Origin of the sequence: Microbacterium enclense, from assembly GCF_001456955.1 — a bacterium.
In the GTDB taxonomy this organism is placed as follows: domain Bacteria; phylum Actinomycetota; class Actinomycetes; order Actinomycetales; family Microbacteriaceae; genus Microbacterium; species Microbacterium enclense.
The window spans coordinates 237,036-262,086 of record NZ_KQ758471.1 but is presented as its reverse complement, the minus strand read 5'-3'; the positions used below and the strand labels follow the sequence as shown (position 1 = coordinate 262,086).

Genomic DNA, 25,051 nt, shown 5'->3' with positions numbered 1-25,051 from the left:
GCATGAGCGAGCCCGGTGACCGCGCCCCCGTTCCCTCCGCGGCCGAAGCCGAACTGGCGCGCCTGAGAGCCGAGGCGGAGGCCGCGGAAGCGGAGTTGCGTCTGGCGCGGGCGCGCGCCGATCTGGCCGCGGCCGAGGCCGCCGCTGCCGCCGCGCGGGCCGCTGCCGCGGGCGAGGCGGGCGAACCTCGCGCGGCGTCGGCGTCGGAGGCCTCGTCGGCGCCCGCTGTGTCGGTCCCGAACGACGCCGCCGCGTCAGTCCCGAACGACAGCCCTGCACCGACGCCCGCCGCATCGGCTCCGGCGGCAGAGCCGCGAACGGCGGCATCCACGTCCGCCGCATCGGCGTCGACCCCTCCGGCATCCGCGCCGTCGCCCGCGGCATCCCCAGCCCCTCTCACCGACGCGCAGGTCGCGCAGATCGCCGCGGGCTACGCCGCTGACGGTGCCGCGCTCGACCTCGGGGTTCTCGTGAACGGAGGGGCGGTGGCATCCGTTCCGGTGCGCATTCCGCTGGCGATGGTCAACCGTCACGGTCTGGTCGCGGGAGCGACCGGTACGGGCAAGACGCGCACCCTGCAGCTGCTCGCCGAACAGCTGTCGGAGAACGGCGTGCCCGTCTTCGCCGCCGACATCAAGGGCGACCTGTCGGGTGTCGCCGCGCCGGGAACCCCGAGCGAGAAGCTCGCCGCTCGCACGGCATCCCTCGGCCAGGGCTGGTCGCCCCGCGCCTTCCCCACGGAGTTCTACGCGCTCGGCGACGACGTGGCATCCGGAATCCCGGTGCGGGCGACGGTGTCGGGCTTCGGCCCACTCCTGCTCAGTCGCGTGCTGGGGCTGAACGCCACGCAGGAGTCGAGCCTCGGTCTCGTCTTCCACTACGCCGACGAGAAGGGCCTCGCCCTCGTCGACCTGTCCGACCTGCGCGCGGTGCTCACCTACCTCACCAGCGACGACGGCAAGGCCGAGCTGAAGGGCATCGGCGGGCTGTCGGCAGCGACGGCGGGCGTCATCCTGCGGGAGCTGGTCGCCTTCGCCGGCGTCGGCGCGGAGTCGTTCTTCGGCGAGCCCGAACTCGACGTGCGCGCATTCCTGCGAACGGATGCCACGGGTGCCGGCATCGTGAGCCTGCTCGAGGTGCCGAACGTGGCATCCCGCCCGGAGCTGTACTCGACCTTCCTGATGTACCTGCTCGCCGAGCTGTACGAGGTGCTGCCCGAGGTGGGCGACGTCGACAAGCCGAAGCTGGTGTTCTTCTTCGACGAGGCGCACCTGCTCTTCCGCGACGCGTCGAAGGCGTTCCTCGCCGCCATCACGCAGACCGTGCGGCTGATCCGTTCGAAGGGCGTGGGCGTGTTCTTCGTCACGCAGACGCCGAAGGACGTGCCGGGCGACGTGCTCGCCCAGCTCGGCTCGCGGGTGCAGCACGCGCTGCGCGCCTTCACCCCCGACGACGCCAAGGCCCTGCGGGCGTCGGTGCGCACCTACCCCGACTCCGGCTACGACCTCGAGCGCGTGCTGCAGGAACTGGGCACCGGTGAGGCGATCATCACCGTCATGAGCGAGCGCGGCGCACCGACGCCGGTCGCGTGGACGCGCATGTTCGCCCCGCGGGCCTCGATGTCGCCGATCACCGCCGAGGCGATGGCGTCGGCCGTGACGGCATCCCCCCTCTTCTCGACCTACGGAACCCCGATCGACCGGGAATCGGCCCGCGAGATCCTCGGGGCCCGGATGCAGGCGGCGACCGAGGCGCGCGAGGCCGAGGAGCGGGCGAAGAAGGCCGCCGCCGACGAGGCCGAGTACGCCAAGCAGAAGGCCGCGATCGACAAGGCCAACGCCGCCGCGCAGAAGAAGGCGCAGCAGGAGTACGAACGGATCCTCCGGTCGACGGCGGCGCCGCGCGGTCGCGCGAGCACCCCCGCTCCCGGGCTCGACGGACTGCTCGGACGCGGGGCGACGAAGAGCATCGTGACGGGCGTGATCCGCGGGATCTTCGGCACGGGTCGTCGGCGCTAGTCACCGGTCGGCTCGGGCGGGGCGGGGTACGACTCGGGTGGCAGGAGCGGCTCGGGTGGGCGGAGTGCGGTGTGCACAAAGTCAGTGATGTGCGCAAAGTCAGCGACATTCGGCTGTGCGGGCTGAGGTTGTGCGCATCGCTGACTTCATGCTCACCGGCACGGCGGCGTCGGCGCACAACCCACACCGGACCGCGGCGAGCCCGACGACCGCGGATGCCACGGGCCCGGCATCCATTGCTCTCGTCCGACGGCGACGATGTCCGCGCCCGCTCAGGGCCGGCGGACCGCCAGCGGCATCGTCGAGGTGTCGATGAGCGGGTCGCGGTCCTGACGTTCGACCAGCGCCTCCGCCTCGGCGGGCGTCTCGACCGTCGGCACCGATCCGAGCAGCGGGCGCCGGGCGGTCTCGCGCATCGACAGCAGAGCGACGAGCCCGAGGGCGGCGAAGAACATGATGTAGAACGCCGGCATGAGCGTGTTGCCGGTCCAGTCGATGAGCGCCTGGCTGAAGAGGGGCGTGGTTCCGCCGAAGAGCGAGACGGCGACGTTGTACGCCACCGCCATCGCCCCGAAGCGCGAGGCCGTCGGGAACAGCGCCGGCAGGGCGGATGCCGAGATCGCGACGTAGAACGCCACCGGCACCGCCGCCATGCACAGGGCGATCATCACGGCCCACAGCTCGCCGATCTGCATGACGAGGAACGCCGGCACGAGGAGGACGAGCGCCGAGCCCGCGGCGATCGCGTACACGGGTCTGCGTCCGATGCGGTCGCTGAGGCGGCCGATGAACGGCAGCGCGGCCGACATCACCAGCAGCACCGGCACCGTGGCGACGGCGGCCGTGAGGTTCGAGACGCCGACCTCCTTCTCGAGGTACGTCGGCATGTAGCTGGTCAACGCGTAGCCGGCGGTGTTGGTGGCGGCCACCAGGGCGATGCCGATCAACAGGGGCTTCCAGTGGTGACGGACGATTCCGCGCAGCCCCTGGCGCGACATCGGATCGTCGGCGTCGATCTCGGCGGTGTGGCCCTGCTCGAACGCGGGCGTCTCGGGGATGCGCAGGCGGAAGTAGATCGCCACGATGCCGAGCGGGATCGCGAGCAGGAACGGGATGCGCCAGCCGTACTCGACCATGGCGTTCTCGCCCGAGACCGCCGTGGTGATGGCGGTGGTGACGGCCACGGCCGACGCGCCCGCGGCGAACCCGACGTACGAGCCGACGTCGAGCCACGACGACCAGAAACCGCGCCGGCGATCGGGGGAGAACTCCGAGACGTAGGTGGTCGCCCCGGCGTATTCGCCTCCGGTGGAGAAGCCCTGCACCATCTTGAGCAGGTAGAGCGGCAGGATCGCCCACAGCCCGATCTGCGCGGACGTGGGCAGGATGCCGATGAGCGCGGTCGCCGCGGCCATCATCGCCATCGTGAGGAACAGCACCTTCTGCCGCCCGATGCGGTCGCCGAGGGGACCGAGCACGAAACCGCCGAAGGGGCGGACGAGGAACGAGATGGCGAAGCCCAGCAACGTCACGAGAAGGTCCCACGGGGCGGGCACGTTCGAGGCGAAGACGGCGCTGAGCGTGACGGCGAGATAGCCGTAGATGCCGAAGTCGAACCACTCCATGAAGTTGCCGACGACGGTACCGCCGATCGCGGTGCGTACGCGCTTCGTGTCGACGACGATGACGTCGTCGACCTCGAGACGGGGTGCCGGGGCTTTGTCGTTCATCCTTCTAGCCGTACCCCCATCGGCGCGACGATGCCAGTCGGGGCGGTGACGGCGGCGGCGTGCTACGCCCGACGTCAAGCCCCCGGCGATGTCGGAGGCCCGGCGTACCGTGTCGGGCATGAGCGAGCTGACCACACCCACCGGCCGCGAACCCGCCCTCATCGCGCAGCCCCGCGACGACGGGTCTGCACCGCGCGCCCTCGTGCTCGGAGCCACCGGCTACCTGGGCGGCCGCCTCGTTCCGCGCCTCATCGCCGCGGGCTACCGCGTGCGCGTCCTGGCCCGCGATCCGCAGCGCGCGGCGGCTTTCCCGTGGGGCGCCGAGGTCGAGGTCGTTGAGGGCGACGCGACCGACGCCTCGGCGGTGAAGGAGGCTGTCGACGATGTCGACGTCGTCTATTACCTGATCCACTCGATGGGCGGGGGCAAAGACTTCGAGAGCACCGATCGCCGAGCGGCCCAGACGGTCGCCGACGCGGCCGCGGCGGCATCGGTACGCCGCATCGTGTACCTCGGCGGTCTGCACCCCGACGACACGCCGTTGTCGGCGCACCTGCGCTCGCGCGTCGAGGTCGGCGACATCCTCCTGGCCAGCGGCGTGCCCACCGTCGTGCTGCAGGCGGGCGTCGTCATCGGCTCGGGCTCGGCGTCGTTCGAGATGGTGCGTCATCTCACCGACGTGCTGCCCTACATGCCGGCGCCCAAGTGGGTGCGCAACCGCATCCAGCCGATCGCCGTGCGCGACGTGCTGCACTACCTGCTCGGGGCCGCGCGTGTGGCGCCGAACGTCAACCGCGCCGTCGACATCGGCGGCCCCGACGTGCTGCGCTACGGCCAGATGATGAACGGCTACGCCCTCGAGGCCGGGCTTCACCAGCGGCCGATCGCGTCGTTGCCCGTGTTGACGCCGCGGCTCGCGTCGCACTGGGTCAACCTCGTCACGCCGATCCCGAAGTCGATCGCGCGTCCCCTCGTCGAGTCGCTGCAGAACGACTGCATCGTGAAAGACCGTGCCGTCGACGACCTCATCCCGCGGCCCGAGGCGGGACTCATGCCCTACCGCGACGCCGTGCGCCTGGCGCTGCGGCGCGTGAACGACGACGACATCGAGACGAGCTGGCTGGATGCCGAGGTCTCGGGCGTTCCGAGCGACCCGCTGCCGAGCGACCCCGACTGGGCCGGGCGCCTCGTCTACACCGACGTGCGCACGATGACCACCACCGCCAATGCCAAGCAGCTGTGGTCGGTGATCGAGGGGATCGGCGGTGAGAACGGCTGGTACTCCTCGCCGCTGCTCTGGGCGATCCGGGGCTGGATGGACCGGCTCGTCGGCGGGGTGGGGCTCGCCCGCGGTCGTCGGAGCCGCTCGGTCGTCACCGTCGGTGACGCGCTCGATTTCTGGCGCGTGGAGGCCATCGAACCCGGCCACCTGCTCCGCCTGCGCGCCGAGATGAAGGTTCCCGGCGGCGCGTGGCTCGAACTACGCGCGACGCCCGAAGGCGACGGGGCGCGCTTCGACCAGCGCGCGCTGTTCTTCCCGACCGGGCTCGCCGGACGCCTGTACTGGATGGCGGTGCTGCCGTTCCACGGCCTCATCTTCAGCGGTATGGCGCGGCGCATCACTGCAGCGGCCGAGCACGTGCAGCGCGAAGAGCCGGAGCCGCGGGCCGAGGCGGGGCGCATCGCGCCCGAGGTGCCCGAAGTCGAGACCATCGGCGGGTGACGCGGAGCGGGCGGCTGCGGGTCGGCGCGGTCGCGCCGCTCAGCGCAGTCACGAGATCACCCTTGTTCGCCGAGGCAACCCGTTCTTGCGACGAAACGCGGGTGATCTCGGCAATGCCGGGTGATCTCGGCGATGGGCGCGGCCGGTCGCCTGCCCGCCGCGCGCGCGGCGAGGGGCACGGCGAGCCGCCTGCGCGTAGCGCACACGGAAAGGGGCGGGGCGAGCCGCCTGCCCGCCGCGCACACGGCGAGGGGCACGACAGGCAGCCCGCCCGCCGCGCGTACGGCGAGGGGCGCGTCGAGCCGCGCTGCCGCCGCGCGCACCTAGGCTGATCCCGTGCCGCATGTCGCCCGGGTGATCACCGTGTCCGACCGTTCCGCCGCCGGACTCCGCGAGGACCGCGGCGGGCCGCTCGCCGTCTCGCTGCTGCGCGACGCCGGGTTCGACTGCGCCGACGCGGCCGTGGTCGCCGACGGTGCCGACAGCGTCGAAGCCGCACTGCGGGTCGCGGTCACCGCGGGTCCCGGATTGATCGTCACGACCGGCGGCACCGGCATCGCCCCGCGCGATCGCACGCCCGAGGGAACGGCGCGCGTGCTCGACCGCGAGCTTCCCGGCATCGCCGAGGAGCTGCGCCGCCGTGGCCTCTCCGACACCCCCCTCTCGGTCATCTCGCGGGGTCTCGCCGGCATCGTCGACCCCGGCACGTTGATCGTCAACCTTCCCGGATCGACCAGGGCCGTGGCATCCGGGATCGCGGTGATCGTCGAGATCGCCCCCCACGTGCTCGACCAGCTCGCCGGAGGAGACCACGCATGAGCGCCGTCCGCATCGCCCGCCTGTCAGAGGAGCCGCTCGACCTCGACGCGCACCTGCGTGCCGTCGAAGACGACGCGTCGGGGGCGGTCACAACCTTCGTCGGTCGCGTCCGCAACACCGATCCGGATGCCGCTGACGCCGTCATCGCGCTCGAGTACAGCGCACACCCCGATGCTCCCGCCGTTCTGGAGCGCATCGCCGCCGCCGCCGCCGAGGGCACCGACGCGATCGTCGCCGTCAGCCATCGCGTCGGGCGGCTCGACGTGGGCGAGGCCGCGGTCGTGATCGCCGTGGCATCCGGTCACCGCGCCGAGGCGTTCGAGGTCTGCCGCCGGGTGATCGAGACGATCAAGACCGACCTGCCGGTGTGGAAGCGCCAGGTCGAGGCCGACGGCACCACGCAGTGGAAGGGCCTGGGCGGCTAGGCCTGCGGTCGCGCTCCGCAGGTGCGGTTTGGAAGAAGTCACGACGGCGGACGTAGCGGCTCGCAGATGTTGAAGGAACGCGAGATGGTCGGTGTCGCTCCTCTCGGCTGGCGTGCGATCAGCGGGCCCCGGGGGAGCAGCGGGGTGAAGATGAGGCACGCCTCTCAGCAGGCCGTCGTCAAGAATATTCTCCGCCTCACTCAACGCAGAGATGTCCAAGCTTGGATTGTCGGCCCGGCTACTGAGCCAGGCCACGGGGATTCGCCCACAGGCAGTTCGCCGTTTGCGCCATGGAGAGCGTGAAGGACAGCATCCGAGCTGCATCTGATCTGTGAGGCCATGGGCTGGGATTCGACTACGGTGCTCCGCGAAACGATCGCCCAAGCGACCGAACAGGAGAGAATCGATGCGGCAGAGGGGCACGAGCTGGATCGCCGCCTCGACTCCCTCCTCTAAGACATTTACAGCCTGGACGCTTCCTGCCGCGCGGCTGCTCTCGACGGTGGCGGGTCCCGCAGTGGACTCCTCGCTTCTCCTTCTCGAATCGGGGGTTGTCTACGGCGCACCCTGGGCGGGGCTTCTCGCACTCGTGTTCGCGGCGGCATTGCCCGCTGGCGGCCTGGTTGCGCTCTCACGCATGGGCGTCATCCAGGACCGTCATGTGAGCGTCCGGCGGGAGCGCTTCGGGGTTTTCGGTGGCATCCTCTTGTCTCTGACGACCTGCATAGCGCTCCTGGTCGTGCGCAAGACGAGATTGCGGCGTAGGTAGACGTCCGCCGCTCGCTCCCCGGCATACTAGGCAGGTTGATCCAAAATGGGGGGAATCGTTGTGGCACGTAAATCGACCGAGCTGACTGTTCTAGGGCAGAGTCTGCAGAACCTGTTCACTCAATACTCTTCCGGCACCTTCGTGGTGAACCGCCGCTATCAACGCAAGCTTGTCTGGGCGGTCGAAGAGAAGCAGTCGCTCGTCGACTCGGTGCGGAACAACCTGCCCATACCGCTCGTGCTGCTCGCAGAGAACTCATCCGACGGTGCATCTCGGCTAGAGATCATCGATGGGCTGCAGCGCCTGAATGCGATCTTCTCGTTCATCGAGAACGAGTATCCGTACGCTGACGGCTACTTCGACCTGGAGACGCTGGCCGATACGAAGTTCAAACGCGACCGCGGTGAGCTCGTCCAGAAGACCCCGGTCCTCGACCGCGAGATGTGCTTGGCGATTGTCAACTATCAGTTGCCTGTCTCGACCTATCGGTCCGCCACGGAAGAGTCCGTGGACGAGGTCTTCCGGAGGATCAATTCATCGGGGCGCAAGCTGAGCCTGCAGGAGATCCGTCAGGCTGGCGTCACTTCCGACTTCGCAAACCTTGTGCGTCGGATCAGCGCGAGCGTCCGAGGCGATGCGTCGCTGTCAGATAACGTCGCGCTCTCCGAGATGCCTCGGATTAGCATCACGAACCGTGACTTGCCCTACGGCATCTCGAGCGACTCAGTTTTCTGGGTAGCGAACGGAATCCTCGACAAGGAGGCCGTTCGCGAGTCGCGCGATGAGGAGCTTGTGCTCGACATCCTGCTGGATCTGATTCTGGACACCACCCGTGGTAGCGGCAGCGCATACAGGAACTCTGCATACGGGCGCGACGACAACGCTACAACCTCGGCAGGAGTTGTGGCCTCCCGTCTGAATACGCTCGGAGCCGAGAACGTCGAGCGGAGTTTCCTGCTCACGCTCGACGTCATCAAGCAGACGATCAGGGCAGCAGGCAAGCCCTGGGCCGAGTTCGTCATCACCCAGAAGAACTCCAGGGGCATACCTCGGTACTTCCACGCCACCTTCGTAGCTATCCACGAGCTGATCGTTGGTGAGGGCCTGGAGGTCGCGGATGTCGACGGCCTCACTAAGCGGCTTGACCACTTCTGGGACGGTGACCTCAAGATTCCGGGCGGTGGCGGAAACTGGGGAGCGAATCGAAAGAGACCGTTGTTCGACGCGGTGAAGGGAATCCTGCGTTCGTACTTCAAGCCGAGTGATGATCCCATCTCGCTTCGCACGAAGGCTACTGCCACCGAATTCGAGATCGAACTGCAGATGGCGCTGACTGAAACGGCGCTCTTCGAACTCAAGCAGGGGTTCACCCGCTTGGACGAATCGAAGGCATGGGATGACGCCGCATTCGAGTCAGTGCTGCGGACGGCCTCCGCGATGGCCAACCACGGGCCGGATGCGCACGGCTTCATCATCTTTGGTGTGGCCGACCGCAAGGAGCACGCGGATCGTATCAAGGAAATCTACGACGTCGCACCGCTCGAGGTGAGCGAATTCTTCGTTACGGGGACTCAGCACGAGCTCACTGCGCTAGGTCGAAACCGAGACGAGCAGATGCGGTGGTTGGTTCAGCGGATCAAGCAGTCCAAGCTCGACGAAGGTTTTGCTTCGCAGTTGGCGGGAACACTCGTGCCGTTCGACTATCAGGGTTACCTCATCTGGACGATGCGACCCAAAGCCCTATCCGCACCAACCCCTTGGGATGGAAAATTCCACGTCCGTGAAGGCAACTCCACGCGGGAGGTCCAGGGCTCGGCCGTTATCGACCTGATTCGTCGATACCCCTGAGAAGAGTGCTGGTGAGGGTGGCGCAGGAGTCCGCCCTCACCAGCCTCTGACTCTCTCTCGCCGCCCCGGTCCACCGGACCAGTAGCGCCGGGGGAGAGGATGCGATGCAGACCGGCTCAGCCGCCGGCGAAGGGTGGCAGGACGTCGACGTGCGTCACACCCGCGAGCGGCGCGTCGTCGTCGTGACGGGTGCCGTCGAGGAGCACGGCGCACCGGTCGAGGATGCCGCTGAGCGCGGGGTGGTCTGCCAGCACGGCGGCGCGCAGGGCGGTGAGCGACGTCTCGTCACGGTCCTCGGCATCGGTGCCGGCTGCTTCGGCGGCGGCGGCGAAGTAACGGACGCGAACGCTCACGCGGTCACCCCTTCCGCGGGCGCGGGGGCGCCGGTCGTGTCGGCGGCGGGTGCCGGGTGGCGCGAGGCGCCGGCCACGCCGACGTCGGGCTCGCCCGGGCGCAGCCAGTCGCCCGACTTTCCGCCGGTCTTCGACACGATGCGGACGTTCTCGATGAACGTGCCCTTGTCCATGCCCTTCACCATGTCGACGATGGCGAGGGCCGCCACCGACACACTGGTGAGCGCCTCCATCTCGACGCCCGTGCGGTCGGCCGTGCCCACGGTCGCTTCGATCTCGACGCCGTCGTCGGTGATCGCGAGGTCGATCGAGGCGCGGTGCACGCCGATGACGTGGGCGAGGGGGAGGAGCGTGGGCGTCGACTTGGCGGCCTGGATGCCGGAGATGCGCGCCACCGCGAGCACGTCGCCCTTGGGGGCGGTGCCGTCGCGCAGAGCGGCGACCACCTCGGGCGCGCAGCGCACGAAACCGCGGGCGGTGGCGGTGCGCACCGTGGGCTGCTTCTGCGTGACGTCGACCATGCGGGCGTGGCCCGCGGCATCCAGGTGGGTGAAGGTCATGGAATCAGCATGACATCGAGCGGGTCGCCCACCGACACCGCGGACACCTCGGCGGGGACGATCGCGAACGCCTCGGCACGGGCGAGGGATGCCGCGAGGTGCGACCCGGAGCCACCCGCGGTCGCAGGACGCACGGTGCCCGCGACCAGATCGACGGCGGCGGGGAGGTACTGGCGGCGACCGGGCGGGGTCGTCCAGGATTCGGCTGCCGTGAGCCGGGCGACGCGGCGGTCGATGACCGCTCGTCCCTGGAGGGCGAGCAGCGCCGGCCGCACGAACACCTCGAACGACACCGCGACGCTCACCGGGTTGCCGGGGAGGCCGAACACGATGCGCCCGTCATCGAGCACACCGAACGCCTGTGGTTTGCCGGGCTGCATCGCCACCTTCTCGAAGGCGATGCGGTCGGACAGGGCCAGCCGGACGGGCTCGTAGGCGCCGGCGCTGACGCCGCCGGTGAAGACGACGACGTCGGCCCGGGCGGCGCGACCCAGCACCGCATCGATGCCGGCGGGGTCGTCGCCGATGCGGTCGACGAGCTCGAGGTCGGCGTCGGCGCCGGCGACGAGGGCGGCGAGGAGCGTCGCGTTCGAGTCGGGCGTCTGCCCGCGGCCGGGGACGGTGCCCGGAGCCACCAATTCGCTGCCGGTGGAGACGACGGCCACGCGGGGGCGGCGATGCGCGCGCACCTCTGCCGCGCCCGCCGCGGCGGCGGCCGCGAGCGCGAAGGGGCCGAGACGCTCGCCCGCCGAGAGCACGGTGTCGCCCGTGCGGGTGTCGCCGCCGCGTCGGCGGATGAACGCACCCGGCGCAGCGGGGGCGCGGAGCACCCGCACGGTGTCGAGCGAGTCGGCGAGGCCCCCGGCGGTGTCTTCGAACGGCACGATGGCGTCGGCGTCGGTGGGGACGGGGGCACCCGTCATGATCCGCGCGACCTCGCCGGCCGCGAGGGCGGGGTCGTCGGTGGCGCCGGCGGGCAGATCGGCGACCACTTCCAGCGTGGTCGGGCGCGCGGCATCCGCCCCCTCGACGTCGCGGAAGCGCACGGCGAAGCCGTCCATCGAGGAGTTGTCGAAGCCCGGTGCGTCGTGGGCGGCGAGCACGGGCTCGGCGAGCGTGCGGCCGGCCGCCTCGGACAGCGACACGGTCTCGGCGGGGAGCAGTGAGACGGCGGCGAGCACGCCGGCGCGGTGCTCTTCGACGGTGAGGAGTTCGGTCACGTACGGATCCTTCCAACCGATGCGCTGGGCGCGACGGACTCTCGCGCGTTCTGCGCCGCCCCCGGAGAGCGCTGACTTGCGTCTTCTGCTCGGCGCGAATGCGTGCGCGCGTACATTTCTCGCGAGTCACCGTGAGGTGTCACGGTCGCCTCGCCGAGCTCAGGGGGATCACGTCCTGACGGGCGCGCAGTGCGTCGACGACGATCAGGCGTCCGAGCAACGGCTCGCCCGCGCCGGTGACGAGCTTGATCGCCTCCGTGGCGAGCAGCCCGCCCACCTGCACGCAGAGCGATCCGAGCACGCCGACCTGGGCGCACGTCGGCGGCTCTCCGGCCGATCCGGGCGGGAAGAGGTCGCCGAGCACGACTGGTGAGTAGCCCTCGGGCGGCTTCGACCAGAACACCGTGACCTGCGCCGACCACTCCTGCACAGCACCCCAGACGAGGGGGATGCCCACAGCTTCAGCGGCGGCCGCCACGGCTTCACGCGTGTCGAAGGTGTCGCTGCCGTCGATGACGAGGTCGGCGCCCTCGAGCAGGTCGACGGCGTTGTCGGACGTCAGTCGTACGGTGCGTTCATGGACGACGGTGACGGGCGACAGGTCGCGCACGGCGCGGGCGGCGGATGCCGTCTTGGCGGTGCCGATGTCGTCGACGCGGTGCACGAGCTGGCGTTGCAGGTTCGTGCGCTCCACGACGTCGTCGTCGATGATCACGAGCTCGCCGACTCCGGCGGCGGCGAGCGACAGGAGCACGGGGGAGCCGAGACCACCCGCGCCCACGACGGCGATGCGCGCGGCTGCGAGGCGTCGCTGCCCCTCTTCGCCGATACCGGCCAGCACCGCATGACGGGCGGTGCGGATGAGTTCTTCCGGGGCGAGGGATGCCACGGGCTCGACCAGCGCCCTCATCCGCCGATCGCGCTCATCGTGCGCTCCGGCTGGACGAAGTCGGCGCGCGCCAATCCGACGCGGTCGGAGCCGTGCGCACGGGGCTTGGCCCACATGGCATCCCGCCAGATCTGCGCGAGACCTGCGTCGTCGGCGCCGTCGCGCAGGGCGGTCAGCAGGTCGGTCTCTTCGTGCGAGAAGAGGCAGGAGCGGATGCGGCCGTCGGCGGTGACCCGGGTGCGCGAGCAGGCGGCGCAGAACGGTTCAGTGACGGAGGAGATGATGCCGACGTGTCCCGCGAGGGCGGGGTCGCCGGGGCGGCGCACCTCCCAGCGCTCAGCCGGGGCGGCGCCGCGACCGCGCGGGTCGGCGGTGAGGGTGAAGGCCTCCTCGATCGCGGCACGGATGTCGCGGGCGGGGATGACGTTGGTGGCGCTCCACGAGCGGTCGCCGTCGAGGGGCATGTCTTCGATGAAGCGCATCTCGAAACCGTTCGACACGGCCCAGTCGACCAGCGGCACCACCTCGGTGTCGTTGATGCCCCGAAGCAGCACGGCGTTGATCTTGATGGGCCCGAGCCCGGCGGCCCGGGCGGCCTGGAGCCCCGCGAGCACCTTGTCGAGGTGCGGGCGTCGGGTGAGCTCGGCGAACGTCTCGGGGTGCAGGGTGTCGAGGGAGACGTTGATGCGGTCCAGACCCGCGTCTTTCAGGGCCTGGGCGCGGCGGTCGAGACCCACGGCGTTGGTCGTGAGCGAGATCGGCAGGTCGGGATTGTCGGCCCGGATGCCCGCGATGATGAACTCGAGATCCTTGCGCACGAGCGGCTCTCCGCCGGTGATCCGCAGTTCCTCGGCGCCGAGCGACTGAACGGCCACGCGGACGATACGCCGGATCTCGTCGGTCGACATCAGCTGCGACTGCGGGAGCCACGGCATCCCGTCGGCCGGCATGCAGTACGTGCAGCGCAGATTGCACTTGTCGATCACCGAGACGCGCAGGTCGGTCGCGACGCGGCCGAAGCGGTCGCGCAGGCCGCCCTCCTGCGGGGCACCGAGGAGGCGGTCGGCGCGGGGGTCGCGCTGCGGTGCACGGGGATCGCGGGCGGCGTCGGTGCCGAGCGCCCCGCCGGGCTCGCGGTTGCGGTCGGCGTCGTGCGCCAGGCCCTGCTCGTGCGAGGGCGCGGTCGGGCGGGGGCCACCGGTGGTGCGGATCGCGCCGAGCTGGGCCGCCGGGCCGCGCGTTGTGACGGTGGCGCCGAGCGATAGGGGCACCGGACGCGGCGTCGTGTGCGCGTGCTCGGCATCCATGGGTCGAGCCTAGGTCAGTGGAAAGCGGATGGGGCGGCGCGGTCCCCGAACCTCGCTCGTCGGGGCCACGGAAAAACCCCGGGTCGTGTGTGCCCGAGGGCAGAATTCCTCGACCGCACCGGTCGACGTCGCGTGCCGTCGACCGGTACCCGAACGAGCCGCAGCGCGGTCGGTCGCGGGCGCGGACGCCGCCATTCCCCTCGTCTGCCAGCGCCCGGGAGACTGTCGGGTGTAGGCTACGGCTCCATCGGAGCTCTTCGCCCACGGTAGAGTCTTTTCGTTTCCCGGCTGGGAGACGAGCTGACAACGCAGTGGTGGTGCTCGCACGCCGCTGACGGGCCGTTTGCCGGGGGACGAAGGCGTGAATATGAGCATGGTGACTATCGAGACGACGAGGCGCCGCGTCGCTGCGCCGTCGGCCGTACGAAAACGCCACGCCGCGATCGACGTCGTTCGAGGAACGATGTCGAGGGCGGCCCGCGCATGAGCGGGTTGCGCAATCTCGGGTACGACGATCTCCACGCCTGCTATATCCTCGGGCCGCTGGTCGATCTGACGCACGAGCGGGTTCTCGCCGCGCTGCGAGACGCCCTGGCCTCTCCGCGAGGGGCGCGGCTGCACTACCTCCGCACCCGGGGCGGACGCTGGCGCCGCGCCGAACCGTCTGCGGCCCTGGCCGCCAGCACCCGCGCGGTCGAGTCGGTGGAGGGGGCCATCGACCGCGCCGAGCTGGCGGATCGCGCGATGGAACGGGTCTTCGGTCCCGGCGAACTGCCGGTGCGCATCTTCATCAACCAGGGACTGATCGCTTTCGGCTTCCCCCACAGCCTCTACGACGGCGGCGGCGCCACCTCCGTGGCAAGCCTGGTGGTCGAGAAGCTCGGCACCCCGGGCGTGGACACCGTGCCGGCGGTCCCCTGGGCGAAGGCGCCGCTTCGCACGGCGATGAAGCGGCTCGGGCTGACGGGACCGGCGGGTATCCGAACGGCCCGGCAGATCTTCCGCTCCCGGAACGCGCAGACGGAGACCGCGTACCCGTTCTCACGCACGCTCACCAAGACCGAGTCGGTCGCACGCACCCGCACGGTGTCGTTCATGCTGCCGGCCGACGGCGTGCGAGCGATCGCGAGCATCCCGGAGCAGGCCGTCGAGGGACGCCGTCCGGCACGGCCTCCGGTGTCTCTCAAAGCGGCGAGTCTGGTGCTGCGGTGTCTGCGCGACAGCAGTCACGACGGGGCGGACTTCCGCGTCGTGATCCCGATCGACGCGCGACGCTGGGTGCCCCGCGGGTTCGACGTCGAGGGGAACTTCGCCCCGTCCATACCGATGGGGCGCTTGATGAGCGACGAGTGGAGCGCGACGGCCCTGACCGAGCGCATCTCGGCGGCGACGAAATCCGGCGTACCCGTCGCCTGGCTTCTGGCGACCACGCTGATCTCGCTCAAGAACGCGGTGCGCCACCCCGTCGCATCGAGACGCGTTCCCGACGAAACCCCGCGGGTGCCGCTGGAGATCCACGTGTCGCTGCCGACGACCGAGGTCGTCGTCGACGAAGCGCTCATGCCATACGTGGACGCGTCCACCTTCGTCGGCGGCCTGCCGGAGCACCTCCGCCTGCCGCTGGGGGTGTGGGTGGAGATCACCCCCCTCCGCGGAGGTCTGCACGTGATCGTCCGCGACGAGACGGGGGCCTTCGACCTGAACGGCTTCGAGGGCCGACTGCACGCTCTGATCGCGGCAGACGCGAACGCCTGATCCCGCACGCGCCGGCCGCCGGTCGGCCGCGGAGTCGAGGGGCGGCGCGGTACCGTCATCGCATGCCGAGCACCTTTCGCATCGCCCAGGCCGCGCGACTGTTGGGGGTCAGCGACGACACCGTGCGTCGCTGGATCGACCAGGGCGTGCTGCCCACCACGGACACGTCGCCCACCGAGATCCCGGGCGCGGCGCTCGCGGAGCGGGCGGTGGCGCTGGCCGACGAGCCCGCCGACCCGACCGGTGCGGCCTCGAGTGCACGGAACCGCTTCGTGGGGATCGTCACGCGCGTGCAGATCGACGGCATCATGGCGCAGGTCGACATGCAGTGCGGGCCGCATCGCGTGGTCTCGCTCATGTCCGCCGAGGCGGCCGAGGAGTTGGCCCTCGAACCCGGCGCGCTGGCTGTGGCGTCGGTCAAGGCGACGGTCGTCACGGTGGAGGCTCCGCGCGGGTGAAGCGGTGACGCGCCGATGTCCATCCGTCCCGGGTCTTGCGGTGGCTTGGGGGACACCGCCCTGGCGACAGGCCCACCGGCCAGGTGTCCGCGCGCGCGGAGCGTAAGACCCTGAGAAGCCGCACATGCGGAATAATCGAACGGGAGCGGCCCGCCGGCGTCGCCGAAAGGATGCCATGTCCCGCTCTCTCCGCCTGCTCGCCCTCCTGGGCACCGCCGCCGTGCTCGCCGGCTGCGCGAGCGCCGCGCCCGCTCCCGCGGCATCCGAGAACCAGCTCTCCGGCACCCTCGAGGTCTACGCGGCCGCCTCCCTGCAGCGTTCGTTCGACGAGATCGCGGCCGCATTCGAGGCCGTCCACCCCGGTGTCACCGTGAGCACGGTCTACGACGGCTCGAGCACGCTCGCCACCCAGATCGGCGAGGGTGCGCCCGCCGACGTGTTCGCCTCGGCCGACGAGAAGAACATGGCGAAGGTCGAAGCGTCCGCGCCCGATCCGCAGCTGTTCGCCGCGAACACGCTGGTCGTCGCGGTGCCGGCGGGAAACCCGGGCGCGGTGGCGTCCCTCGCCGACCTCGCGCGGGTGACGACGGTGCTGTGCGCGGCCGAGGTGCCGTGCGGGGCGGCGTCGGCCACCCTGCTCTCCAACGCCGGCGTGACGGTGGCGCCCGCGAGCGCGGAGCAGAACGTCACCGCCGTGCTGACGAAGGTCGCCGCCGGCGAGGCCGACGCGGGTCTCGTCTACGCGACCGACGTGGTCGGTCGCGATGACGTCGAGGCGATCGTTCCCGAGGGAGCCGACGCCGTGGTCAATCGCTACCCGATCGCGACGTTGACCGACGCGCCGAACCCGGCAGCGGCATCCGCTTTCGTCACGTTCGTGCTGTCGGACGAGGGGCAGAAGGTCCTCGCCGACGCCGGGTTCCGGGCGCCGTGACGACGGCGGGGTACGTCCCGCGCTGGCTGATCGTGCCGGCGGTGGCCGGGCTGCTGTTCCTTCTCGTACCGTTGACCGCGCTCATCGCCCGCGTCGAGTGGGCGACGGTGTGGAGCGACATCACCTCTCCGGCGGCGATCGCCGCGCTCGGGCTCTCGCTAGGGACCGGGGCGGTGGCCACCGTGCTGTGCGCGGTCGTCGGCATCCCCCTCGCCCTGCTGATCGCGCGGAGCCCTGCCCGCGTCGCGGCCCTGCTGCGGGCGCTCGTGACGGTGCCGCTCGTGCTGCCCCCGATGGTCGGCGGTGTCGCGCTGCTCTACCTGTTCGGTCGCACCGGACCCCTCGGCATCCTGGGCCTGCCCTTCACGACCCCCGCCGTCGTGCTCGCGCAGGTGTTCGTGGCGCTGCCGTTCCTGGTGCTCGCCGTCGAAGGCGCCCTGCGAAGCACCGGGGTGGAGTTCGAGCGCGCCGCCGCCTCGCTCGGGGCGTCGCGCGCGACGATCCTGCGCAGGGTGACCCTGCCGCTCGCCGCCCCCGGCATCGTGGCGGGGGTCGTGCTCTGCTTCGCTCGCGCGATCGGCGAGTTCGGGGCGACCGCGCTGTTCGCGGGCAATCGACCGGGCGTCACCCAGACCATGCCGCTGGCGATCTACACCGCGTTCAACGGCGCGGGCGTCTCGCAGGGCACGGCCGTCGCGCTGTCGCTGCTGCTGCTCGTCACGGCGGTAGCGGTGCTGCTGCTCGTGCGAGGGTGGCGGCCGGGGGTGGGGCGATGACGGGTTCGGATGCCGGGACGCCTGGCCGGCGACAGCGGAAGGCCGAGGCGGGTTCAAATGCCGCCGTGCACGGCCCGAGCCGAGACGTCGGGGTGGACGCCGGTACGAGACGGGCCGCCGCCGCCCTGCGCGCCCACGTCGTCGTGCGCCGGCGCGCCTTCACCGTCGACATCCCGCTCGAGGTCGCCCCGGGCGAGACCGTCGCCGTCATGGGTCGCAGCGGCTCGGGTAAGTCGACGCTGCTCGGCGCGCTCGCCGGGCTCACGCCGCTCGATGGGGGCGAGATCAGCGTCGACGGTCGCGTGCTCGATCAGGCCCCGCGGACGCGCACCGACCCGATGCACCGGGGCATCGTGCTGCTCGGACAGGACGCCCGACTGTTCCCGCACCTCACCGCGCGCGAGAACGTCGCTTTCGGTCCGCGCGCGGCCGGGGTCGCGGCATCCATCGCCCGTTCTTCTGCGGACGAGTGGCTGGCGCGCGTCGGGCTCCCGGGAGCGGGGGACCGCCGGCCGGGGCAGTTGTCGGGCGGCGAGCAGCAGCGCGTCGCCGTGGCGCGCGCGCTCGCGGCCGCCCCGCGGGTGGTGCTGCTCGACGAGCCGCTCGTCGCGCTGGACGCGGTCACGGCGTCGGAGATCCGGGCCATGCTGCGAGAGCGCCTGGCGGGGGTGACGACCGTCGCGGTGACCCATGACGCGGTCGATGCCGCGGCGCTCGCCGACCGGTTGCTGATCGTCGAGCGGGGCAGGGTGACGCAGGAGGGCGCGGTGCGCGAGGTGCTCGCGGCCCCCGCGACCGAGGTCGCGGCGCGGATCGCGGGTCTCGAGTGGCTGACGGGCGAGGCGCGCGGCGGCGCATTCGTACGGGGTGGGCTGAGGCTCGAGACGACGGATGCCGGCTCCCGCGCCCTCGCCGACGTCGACGGGGTCCCGCTGGCCGCCGTCTACCGCGCGACCGACGCCCGCCTCGGAGTTGGGGCGCCGGCGATCGTGTCGCACCTCGAGCCGACGCCGACCGGCGTGCGCGTGAGCACGGACGGTGGCGTGGTCGAGGTCCCGCCCGCGGTCGCCGCGGGTCTCGCGCCGGGAGACGGCGTGCGGGTGGACGTTGCGCCGGAGAGCGTGCGGTTCGTCGCGGCATCCTGAACAGAGTGCGTACGGTCGTGATTCGCCGCACCCCGAGGGTGAAACCCCCCGGCGGCAGGTTCCGCGCGCCCGGGCGCCGTTGTGGAATACGAGAACCATCCGTCCGCTCACGAAGGATCTCCGCCATGACCGCAGCCCCGCTCGCCCCGCGCTCCGTCGTCGTCGTCTCGATCGCGGCGTTGATCGCGACGATGACGCTGTTCCACGTCGTCATCGAGATGCGAGGCATGGTCGACGCGTGGGCATTCGCTCTACTGCTGCTCGCCGCAGCGATCACCACGACGGCACTGCGGCGCCTGCAGGACACTTTCGAGCGCCAACCCGTCGCGTTCCTGCTGTTTCATGTCGTGACGTACCTCGTGGTCGTGGGAACCATTGCGGTGCACCTCGTCGCTGCAGCGTGGCCGGCGACGTCCAACGGCGGCCTCGTCTGGATGATCGGCCTCTGGGGAGTCGGTCTGCTGGTGCACAGTCTCGCGTCGATGACATCGCTCCTTCGGCCGACGCCTCGAATCTGACCAGCTCGGTCCGGGAGCGGTCAGCAATCCGCTGCTGCCCGGGTTGTCGCGATGTCGGAGGCCTGCGTCACAATCGGCGTATGAGCGACTCGAGCGTCACCGGCGCGGCAGTCTCGCGCCTGCTGAGCATCGGTGAGTTTTCACGCTATGCGGGCATCAGCGTGCGAATGCTTCGTCACTACGACGAGCGCGGTCTGCTCACGCCCGCGTCCGTCGACGCTTTCACGTCCTACCGGCGATACGCACCCGAGCAGCTACGCATCGCGGGCCGGATCCGCACCCTGCGCGATGCAGGTTGCGGTATTCCCCTCATCGAGGAGCTGCTCCCGCTCTTCGCCGCGCCCGATGCACTGCGTGCGCGGCTCGCCCAGCACGCGGCCTCCCTGGAGGCGGCGGCCGCCGAGCTGGAGGCTCAGAAGCGTCTGACGCTTTCTCTCGCCGATGCGCTCGACACCCCGTCGGCGCAGGTCGGTGAACGGGTCTTCCCGGCCGTCCGGACGCTGTGGTTGCGTCGCACGGTCGCGTGTTACCCGGCGGAGGGGGAGATGTGGGCCGACCTCCGAGAACTCATGGCCCGCCCGGACGCCGTCGACCCCGCTCGATTCGGCGATCTCATAGGTGCCACGTACTTCGACGAGGAGTTCCGCGACGACGACGTCGAGATGGCGATCTGGCGCGACTACGACGGCCCGTTCACCGCTCGAGACGGATTCGACATCGTGGAGCTGCCCGCACAGCGGGTTGCGTGGACCACCCACCGTGGTGACTTCGACACGATCTCGAACGCGACCGAGACGCTCGGGGCCTGGATCGCCGAGCGCGGTTTCACCCGGGCGGGAGCCCCCTTCAACGTCTACGTCGTCGGACCCGGGCGCGAGAAAGACCCGGCGAAATGGATCACCGAGGTCAACGTGCCGATCGCTTGACCCTCTCACTGTGGCAGGTCGCACTCTCGAAACAGCGGGCGGACGGACCGCCCGGGATACGAAAGGCCAGGCTCATGAGCGACACGAACACGGTGAACTACTTCGAGATCGGCACCACCGACCCCCAGGCGGCTCGTGCTTTCTATGGGGAGGTGTTCGGGTGGACGTTCGGCGCCGCGAACCCCGGCGGCTACGCCACGGTCAACGAGAACGCGGGCGGGTTGTGGGACAGCTCCGGCATCGGCGGAGGGTCGTGGGCGGTGTTCTACGTGGAGGTCGCCGACATCCACGCCACGCTCGCACACGCGACCGCTGCCGGCGCGGCCACCGTGCGCCCGCTCGTCGACAACGGCGTCATCCTGTTCGCCCATCTCGCTGATCCGGCCGGCAACCGCTTCGGGGTGTGGCAGCGCAAGGTCGGCGGTTGACGTGGTGCGGACGCCGGTCAGAGCGGCCTCGACCCCGAGCCGACGACCCGCCCGCCCTCCAGCCGCACCTCGCGATCGACGAGGCCCCCCGGCACCTCGACGTGCGACACGAGCACCACGGCCTGATCGCGTTCGACGGCGCCGAGCAGGTCGGTGAGCAGGGCGTCGGATGCCGCGGGGTCGACGCCCGCGGTCGGCTCGTCGAGCACGAGCACGGGGAAGCCCCGCAGCAGAGCCCGCGCGAGGGCGAGGCGCTGAGCCTGGCCGCCCGAGACGAGGGCGCCGCGATCGCCGACGGGAGTGTCGAGGCCGCCGCGTTCGGCGACCCAGCCGTCGAGTCCCACGCGAGCGAGCACGTCCCACAGATCGGTGTCGGTGGCCGTGTCGCGGGCGAAAAGCAGGTTCTGTCGCACCGACTCGTCGAAGAGGTACGCCGACTGCTCGACGAGGCCGACGGTCAGGCGCAGGTCGTCGCCCGAGAGCTCGCGGGCCTCGACGCCGCCGATCTTGTACGAACCCTCGTAGTCGAGGAAGCGCACGAGCGCGTGCGCGAGGGTCGTCTTGCCGGCGCCGCTGGGTCCGGTGACGAGAACACGCTCGCCGGGCGCGACGCGCAAAGCGATGTCGTCGAGACGTCCCGCGTCGGGGGCGTCGTCACCGCGTGCGGGCCACTGCGCGCCCACACCGCGCAGCTCGAGGCCCGAGCCGAGGGCCGGTGCGCTCCCGGTCGGGGCGGGCTCGTCCCGGGGGAGGCCGTCGGGGATGGTCTCGGGGACCGCCTCGGCGATGCGCTCCGCCGCCGCGCGCACTTGGCGCCACGATGCCAGGGCCAGCGGGACCGGGCCGAACACCTCGAACACGGCCATCGGCAGCAGCACGGCGACGGCGAGCCCGGGACCCGACAGCGCTCCTCCCGTGACCGCCGGCGCGGCGACGAACAGCGCCCCGAGCGACGCGGCCCCGGCGAGCACCGACACCGCCCCCGACGTCAGGCCTTGCGCACCACCCCGGCGGATGACGGCCCGACGCAGCGCACGATCGGCCTCGCGGATGCGTGCGGACGCGGCATCCACCGCCCCGTACGCGGTCAGCACGTCGAGATTCGTCAGCAGATCGTGCAGGGCGTCGGCGACGGCCGCGCGCCGCGGCGCGATGGACCGTTCCGCGCGGGCACCCGCCGCCCACCCCACGGCCACGGCGACGGCGAATGCCACCCCGAGGCACCCGAGCAGCACGAGGGCCGCGGGCCACGACACGAATGCGGTGAACGCCACGGCGGCCAGGGACGTCACCGCCGCCGTCGCCAGGGGCAACACCACCCGCAGCGGGAGGTTCTGCAGTTCCTCGACGTCGTCGACGACGCTCGACAGCAAGCCGCCGCGGCGGGAGCGCCCCAGCCCGTCGGGGGCGAGGGGCACGATGTCGCGCACGAGGTCGGCGCGCACGCCGGCGAGCTGATGCAGGGCGGCATCGTGTCCGGTCAGGCGCTCGAGGTAACGGAAGACGCCGCGCGACAGCGCGAACGCCCGCACGCCCACGACCGCGACCGACAGGTACATCACGAGCGGTTGCTCGGCAGCCCGCGCGATGAGCCACGCGCTCGCCGCGAGCAACGCGATCGCGCTCGCCGCCGTGCCGAAGCCCGAGAGCACCGCGGGCGCGAAGCGGCGCCGCGAGGGCATCGCCGAGCGCAGGATGCCGCGCACCCGGGCGTTCATGCGCGCACCGCCCCGCGGGAGCGTGAGTCGCCAGAATTGGTCGCCGGGGCGTCCGCCGAAGCGACACATTCTGGCGACTCACGCGAGGGGGCGAGGGGGAGATCGATCACGCGGGTGGCGATCGCACGGGCGGACCGGCGGTGCGAGACGAGCAGCACCCCGCGTCCGGTCGCGGCCTCGCGGCGGAGGGTCGCCCACAGGTGCGCCTCGGTGTCGGCATCCAGGGCGCTCGAGGGTTCGTCGAGCACGAGCACCGGCACCCCGGTCACCCGCGCGCGGTACAGCGCCCGCGCGACGGCGACACGCTGCGCCTGCCCGCCCGAGAGTCCCGAACCACCGACGCCGAGGGGAATCGCCGGGTCGAGGTCACCGGCCCCCGCCTCGGCCAACGCGCGGGCGATACGGGCGGGGTCGGCGGGGGAGCCGAGCGCCACGTTGTCGGCCACCGTGCCCGACACGAGTCCCGGGCGCTGGCCCGCCCAGGCCACCGACCCGCGGGCATGGGCGACGGCGACACCGTCGACACGCACTTCCCCGTCGTGCGACGCGTACCCCAGCAGGGCGGCGATCAGCGACGACTTTCCGACACCGCTCGGCCCGGTCACCAGCACGATCTCCCCCGGCCACACCGACAGCGACACCGTCGGCAGGGCGTGCCCCTCGCGGTGCACCCGCACCCGATCGAGCGTGATCGTCGATCCGAGCGCCGGGGCGTCGGCATCCGGGATCCGGTTCTCGGGGGCGTCGAGCGTCCGCGCCGCATCCAGCGCGTTGAAGATCTCCTCCGTCGCGGCGACGCCCTCCGAGGCGGCGTGGAACTGCACCCCCACCTGCCGCAGCGGCAGGTACGCCTCGGGCGCCAGCAGCAGCACGAACAGTCCGACGAGCAGCGAGAGATCGCCCGACAGCAGGCGGAACCCGATGGTCACCGCGACGATCGCCACCGAGATGGATGCCAGGAACTCCAGCGCGAAGCCCGAGAGGAACGACACGCGCAGCACCGTCATGGTCTCGCGCTTGTAGTCGCGCGTGATCGCCTCGATCGAGGCGGCTGCCCGGTGCTGGCGACCGAACGCCTTGAGCGTGCCGAGCCCCTCGACGGTGTCGGCGAAGCGTGCGGCGAGCCGCCCGAGCGTGCGGTACTGCTTCTGCTGCACCCCGCGGGTCGCCAGGCCGATCAGCACCATGAAGAGCGGGATGAGAGGGATCGTCAACGCCACGATGAGCCCCGAGAGCGGGTCGGCGAGCGTCATCGCGCCGATCAGGATCGGCATCGTGATCGCGGTCGCGACCAGTTGCGGCAGGTATCGCCCGAAGTACGCGTCGAGCGCTTCGAGGCCGTGCCCCGCGGTCAGCGAGAGCGAGGCGGCGTTACGTCGGGCCAGCCAGCCTGGGCCGAGGCGCCCGATCGCGCCGACCAGCGCCGCGCGCAGCTGGAGCGACGCGGCGGCCGCTCCTCGTGCCGACACCCGCTCCGACACCGCGATCAAGAGCCCGCGCAGAAGAACGAGGGATGCCGCGACCCCGACGTACCCCCACAGCTCGCCGAGCGGCCGGCCCTGGATCGCGCCGACCAGCGCGCTCGTGAGCGCCCACGCGAACCCGACGATCACGCCGGTCTGGGCGAGCACGATCGCCGCCGTCACGGCGAAGAAGCTCCGCGAGGCGGTGGCGTAGCGGACGAGCCGCGGATCGACGGGTTTCAATGCGCGACCAGGGCGGCCTTCTCGATGCGGGCGCGGGTGACGCGCTTGCGGAAGACCCAGTACGTCCAGCCCTGGTAGGCGAGGATCAGCGGCAGGAAGATCAGCGCCGCCCAGCTCATGATCGTGAGCGTGTAGTCGGTGCTCGAGGCGTTGTCGATCGTGAGACTCGATCCCTCGGCGAGGGTTGACGGCATGACATTCGGGAACAACGCGAAGAACAGGGCGGCGACGGCCGCGACGATCGTCACGGCGCCGAGGGAGAACGCGGTGCCCTCGCGATCGCGCGTGTTCGCGATCCACGAGCCGATGAGGGTGAGCGCTGCGGCGGCCGACAGGCCCACCACGCCGAGGAACAGCGGTGCGTCAGCGGCATCCATCATCGTCCAGGCGAGGAACAGCGCGGCCAGCGCGATCGTCGCGAGCCCCACCCGGCCCGCGAGGCGTCGGGCGTCGGCGCGCACCTGACCGTCGGTCTTCAGCGCGACGAAGTACAGCCCGTGCAGGAAGAACAGAGCCAGGGTCGTGAGCCCGCCCAGGATGCCGTAGGGGTTCAGCAGCGTCAGCACGGTGCCGACGTACTCGTGTTCGGCATCCAGGGGCACGCCCTGCACGATGTTCGCGAAGGCGACGCCCCACAGGAATGCCGGGACCGCGGAGCCGAAGAAGATCATGCGGTCGAAGCCGCGCTTCCACCGAAGGGAGTCGCGCTGGTGGCGGTACTCGAACGAGACGCCGCGGGCGATGAGGGCGAGGAGGATCGCCAGCAGGGGTAGGTAGAAGCCGCTGAACAGCGTTGCGTACCACTCGGGGAACGACGCGAACAGCGCGGCACCGGCGACGATGACCCAGGTCTCGTTGAGGTCCCACACGGGGCCGATGGTGTTGATGATCTGCCGGCGGGCGATGTCGTCCTTGCCGAGGAAGGGGATCGACATGCCCACGCCGAAGTCGAACCCGTCGAGCACGAAGTAGCCGACGAAGAGGAAGGCGACGATCCAGAACCAGAGATATGCGAGATCCATGACG

General features: G+C 71.1%; 22 protein-coding genes and 1 pseudogene. 14 read left to right on the top strand and 9 right to left on the bottom strand.

The annotated features are described in order from the left end of the window. Nucleotides 1-2: 2 nt before the first annotated feature. A complete protein-coding gene (locus AS029_RS11350) occupies nucleotides 3-2,018 on the top strand; it encodes a helicase HerA-like domain-containing protein (RefSeq protein ID WP_058232699.1) in 2,016 nt (671 codons plus the stop codon). 272 nt (nucleotides 2,019-2,290) lie between these two features. Here AS029_RS11350 and AS029_RS11345 read toward each other — a convergent pair whose 3' ends face one another. Then, entirely contained in the window at nucleotides 2,291-3,748 is a 1,458-nt protein-coding gene (locus AS029_RS11345; protein ID WP_058232698.1) for an MFS transporter, read from the bottom strand. A 118-nt stretch (nucleotides 3,749-3,866) separates the two neighbouring features. Here AS029_RS11345 and AS029_RS11340 point away from each other — a divergent pair, with 118 nt between their 5' ends. The 5 genes from AS029_RS11340 (at nucleotide 3,867) to AS029_RS11320 (ending at nucleotide 9,332) form a co-directional block, all read left to right on the top strand. Continuing rightward, complete coding sequence (locus AS029_RS11340; protein ID WP_058232697.1) at nucleotides 3,867-5,471, top strand: SDR family oxidoreductase; 1,605 nt, start codon at nucleotides 3,867-3,869, stop codon at nucleotides 5,469-5,471. Between the two features lie 336 nt (nucleotides 5,472-5,807). Then, nucleotides 5,808-6,290 carry a MogA/MoaB family molybdenum cofactor biosynthesis protein gene (locus AS029_RS11335; protein ID WP_058232696.1) on the top strand — a complete coding sequence of 161 codons (483 nt, stop codon included), beginning with the start codon at nucleotides 5,808-5,810 and terminating at the stop codon, nucleotides 6,288-6,290. Continuing rightward, the gene (locus AS029_RS11330) at nucleotides 6,287-6,715 is read left to right on the top strand and encodes a molybdenum cofactor biosynthesis protein MoaE (RefSeq protein ID WP_058232695.1); all 429 of its coding nucleotides are present in this window, start codon (nucleotides 6,287-6,289) and stop codon (nucleotides 6,713-6,715) included. The genes AS029_RS11335 and AS029_RS11330 overlap by 4 nt, the downstream gene beginning before the upstream one ends. Nucleotides 6,716-7,121: 406 nt before the next feature. Continuing rightward, complete coding sequence (locus AS029_RS11325; RefSeq protein ID WP_139168094.1) at nucleotides 7,122-7,484, top strand: hypothetical protein; 363 nt, start codon at nucleotides 7,122-7,124, stop codon at nucleotides 7,482-7,484. A 60-nt stretch (nucleotides 7,485-7,544) separates the two neighbouring features. Then, nucleotides 7,545-9,332 carry a DUF262 domain-containing protein gene (locus AS029_RS11320; RefSeq protein WP_167345263.1) on the top strand — a complete coding sequence of 596 codons (1,788 nt, stop codon included), beginning with the start codon at nucleotides 7,545-7,547 and terminating at the stop codon, nucleotides 9,330-9,332. 116 nt (nucleotides 9,333-9,448) lie between these two features. Here AS029_RS11320 and AS029_RS11315 read toward each other — a convergent pair whose 3' ends face one another. From AS029_RS11315 to moaA, 5 genes and pseudogenes are all read right to left on the bottom strand, one after another. Continuing rightward, complete coding sequence (locus AS029_RS11315) at nucleotides 9,449-9,685, bottom strand: MoaD/ThiS family protein (RefSeq protein ID WP_058232692.1); 237 nt, start codon at nucleotides 9,683-9,685, stop codon at nucleotides 9,449-9,451. A gap of 89 nt (nucleotides 9,686-9,774) precedes the next feature. Then, nucleotides 9,775-10,245 (bottom strand): annotated as a pseudogene (moaC, locus tag AS029_RS11310) (cyclic pyranopterin monophosphate synthase MoaC); the annotation flags it as partial. After that, nucleotides 10,242-11,465, bottom strand: coding sequence for a molybdopterin molybdotransferase MoeA (locus tag AS029_RS11305; protein ID WP_058232690.1), 1,224 nt, complete (start codon nucleotides 11,463-11,465; stop codon nucleotides 10,242-10,244). The pseudogene moaC and the gene AS029_RS11305, both read right to left, overlap by 4 nt. A gap of 139 nt (nucleotides 11,466-11,604) precedes the next feature. After that, entirely contained in the window at nucleotides 11,605-12,375 is a 771-nt protein-coding gene (locus AS029_RS11300) for a HesA/MoeB/ThiF family protein (protein ID WP_058232689.1), read from the bottom strand. Then, nucleotides 12,372-13,661, bottom strand: a complete 1,290-nt coding sequence (moaA, locus tag AS029_RS11295; protein ID WP_058232688.1) for a GTP 3',8-cyclase MoaA — start codon at nucleotides 13,659-13,661, stop codon at nucleotides 12,372-12,374. The genes AS029_RS11300 and moaA overlap by 4 nt, the downstream gene beginning before the upstream one ends. 483 nt (nucleotides 13,662-14,144) lie before the next feature. Here moaA and AS029_RS11290 point away from each other — a divergent pair, with 483 nt between their 5' ends. The 8 genes from AS029_RS11290 to AS029_RS11255 all read left to right on the top strand — a co-directional run bounded on the left by AS029_RS11290 (nucleotide 14,145) and on the right by AS029_RS11255 (nucleotide 20,601). Next, nucleotides 14,145-15,416, top strand: a complete 1,272-nt coding sequence (locus AS029_RS11290) for a hypothetical protein (RefSeq protein ID WP_058232687.1) — start codon at nucleotides 14,145-14,147, stop codon at nucleotides 15,414-15,416. A 62-nt stretch (nucleotides 15,417-15,478) separates the two neighbouring features. Next, nucleotides 15,479-15,874, top strand: a complete 396-nt coding sequence (locus AS029_RS11285; protein WP_058232686.1) for a TOBE domain-containing protein — start codon at nucleotides 15,479-15,481, stop codon at nucleotides 15,872-15,874. Between the two features lie 175 nt (nucleotides 15,875-16,049). Then, nucleotides 16,050-16,808: a molybdate ABC transporter substrate-binding protein gene (gene modA, locus AS029_RS11280; protein WP_058232685.1), complete on the top strand. Its 759-nt coding sequence runs from the start codon at nucleotides 16,050-16,052 to the stop codon at nucleotides 16,806-16,808. Next, nucleotides 16,805-17,584, top strand: coding sequence for a molybdate ABC transporter permease subunit (modB, locus tag AS029_RS11275; protein WP_058232684.1), 780 nt, complete (start codon nucleotides 16,805-16,807; stop codon nucleotides 17,582-17,584). Before modA ends, modB begins: the two co-directional genes overlap by 4 nt. A 65-nt stretch (nucleotides 17,585-17,649) precedes the next feature. Beyond that, entirely contained in the window at nucleotides 17,650-18,729 is a 1,080-nt protein-coding gene (locus AS029_RS11270) for a sulfate/molybdate ABC transporter ATP-binding protein (protein ID WP_228375938.1), read from the top strand. A gap of 125 nt (nucleotides 18,730-18,854) precedes the next feature. Next, nucleotides 18,855-19,247, top strand: coding sequence for a hypothetical protein (locus AS029_RS11265; protein WP_058232682.1), 393 nt, complete (start codon nucleotides 18,855-18,857; stop codon nucleotides 19,245-19,247). Between the two features lie 80 nt (nucleotides 19,248-19,327). Beyond that, a complete protein-coding gene (locus AS029_RS11260) occupies nucleotides 19,328-20,173 on the top strand; it encodes a MerR family transcriptional regulator (RefSeq protein WP_058232681.1) in 846 nt (281 codons plus the stop codon). A 74-nt stretch (nucleotides 20,174-20,247) separates the two neighbouring features. After that, nucleotides 20,248-20,601: a VOC family protein gene (locus AS029_RS11255; RefSeq protein WP_058232680.1), complete on the top strand. Its 354-nt coding sequence runs from the start codon at nucleotides 20,248-20,250 to the stop codon at nucleotides 20,599-20,601. Between the two features lie 17 nt (nucleotides 20,602-20,618). Here the strand turns inward: AS029_RS11255 and cydC are convergent, their stop codons facing one another. The 3 genes from cydC to cydB are packed head-to-tail and all read right to left on the bottom strand — an operon-like array spanning nucleotide 20,619 to nucleotide 25,047. Then, a complete protein-coding gene (gene cydC, locus AS029_RS11250) occupies nucleotides 20,619-22,319 on the bottom strand; it encodes a thiol reductant ABC exporter subunit CydC (protein ID WP_058232783.1) in 1,701 nt (566 codons plus the stop codon). Beyond that, on the bottom strand, nucleotides 22,316-24,025 hold the full coding sequence (gene cydD, locus AS029_RS11245) for a thiol reductant ABC exporter subunit CydD (protein WP_082642272.1): 1,710 nt from the start codon (nucleotides 24,023-24,025) through the stop codon (nucleotides 22,316-22,318). Before cydD ends, cydC begins: the two co-directional genes overlap by 4 nt. Then, nucleotides 24,022-25,047 (bottom strand): cytochrome d ubiquinol oxidase subunit II, encoded by a 1,026-nt coding sequence (gene cydB / locus AS029_RS11240; protein ID WP_058232679.1) that lies wholly within the window; start codon nucleotides 25,045-25,047, stop codon nucleotides 24,022-24,024. Before cydB ends, cydD begins: the two co-directional genes overlap by 4 nt. Between the last annotated feature and the right edge of the window lie 4 nt (nucleotides 25,048-25,051).